Here is a 1168-nt window from a genome sequence, read left to right as displayed (position 1 = left end):
AGCTCTGATCGCCCGGAATCTCGAAACTCAGGCTGCATGAGGGTGGAGAACACGGCACCTATCCAACCTCTCGCAATGTTTGCAACAGAGCCCGTTAAGCGCGATCGGATCGCAGCAATATGCCTTCGTCGAAGCGCTGTCCGCGCTTGCACTCTTCTATTGGGTGCTCGTTGAAGTCACTGGCTGGCTTGGCAACCTTGCCGAAACGAAACTTTCCAGATTCAGGTTTTTCAACGCATGAGCGTCTCCGCTATAGCAGTCAGGAATCTCGTCAAGACGTTCGGAGAGACCACGGTTCTTCATGGCATCGATCTTGCCATCGAGCCGGGGCAGGTCTCGTGTCTCATCGGTCCATCCGGCTCCGGCAAGAGTACGCTTTTGCGATGCATGGCCTTTCTCGAGGAGGCAACACGCGGAACGATCTCTATCAACGGAGAGGTGCTTGGCTTTACCGAGGATTCGCAAGGGCGCCGCGAACGCATCTCGGCGGCTACCAATCGCGCGATCCGCGCCCAGATCGGTATGGTTTTCCAGCAATTCAATCTCTGGCCGCATATGACTGCGCTCGGCAATGTGAGCGAGGCTTTGAAGACGGTTCACAAGATGAGCCGAAAGCAGGCAGAAGATGCGGCTATGGTGCAACTCGTCAAGGTCGGGCTCGAAGCCAGAGCAGGGCACTATCCTTCGCAGCTTTCCGGCGGACAGCAGCAACGCGTGGCGATCGCCCGCGCCCTGGCATTGAAGCCGAAGATCATGTTGTTTGATGAGCCGACCTCGTCGCTCGACCCGGAATTGACCGGCGAAGTCTTGAAGTTCATGCGCGATCTAGCGGCCGAGGGTATGACCATGGTTGTCGTTTCGCACGAAATAGGTTTCGCTGCGACCGTCGGTCAGCAGATCATCTTTCTTGATCACGGCAAGGTTTTGTTCACTGGAGCGCCGCAGGAGGTTTTCAAGAAGCCGAGAAATCCTCGCCTGGAACAGTTCCTCGATACCTATCTCGACCGCGGTGCGTCGATGCTGCTTTAAAAATGCAGACTTGGGAAATTTTCTATCAAAGCCATGGTTCCCGCTGAAGTGCCCCCCGAATTTGGGCCAGCGGGAGCTGGAATTTTCCGGGGTTAAAGGCTCAGCTCGGCGGGGGTGCCGATGAGCCGTTCATGAGCGA

At 56.3% G+C, this 1168-nt stretch carries 1 protein-coding gene and 1 pseudogene; both read left to right on the top strand.

The genetic code is table 11. The features are described from left to right. Window positions 1-94 precede the first annotated feature (94 nt). Window positions 95-241 (top strand): annotated as a pseudogene (locus ACIQWP_RS31905) (amino acid ABC transporter permease); the annotation flags it as partial. Next, complete coding sequence (locus ACIQWP_RS31900; protein WP_402796499.1) at window positions 238-1029, top strand: amino acid ABC transporter ATP-binding protein; 792 nt, start codon at window positions 238-240, stop codon at window positions 1027-1029. The pseudogene ACIQWP_RS31905 and the gene ACIQWP_RS31900, both read left to right, overlap by 4 nt. Window positions 1030-1168 lie beyond the last annotated feature (139 nt).

It is taken from the genome of Rhizobium sp. NPDC090279 (assembly GCF_044769665.1).
Classification (GTDB): domain Bacteria; phylum Pseudomonadota; class Alphaproteobacteria; order Rhizobiales; family Rhizobiaceae; genus Rhizobium.
This window is presented reverse-complemented; position numbering and strand designations above follow the sequence as displayed.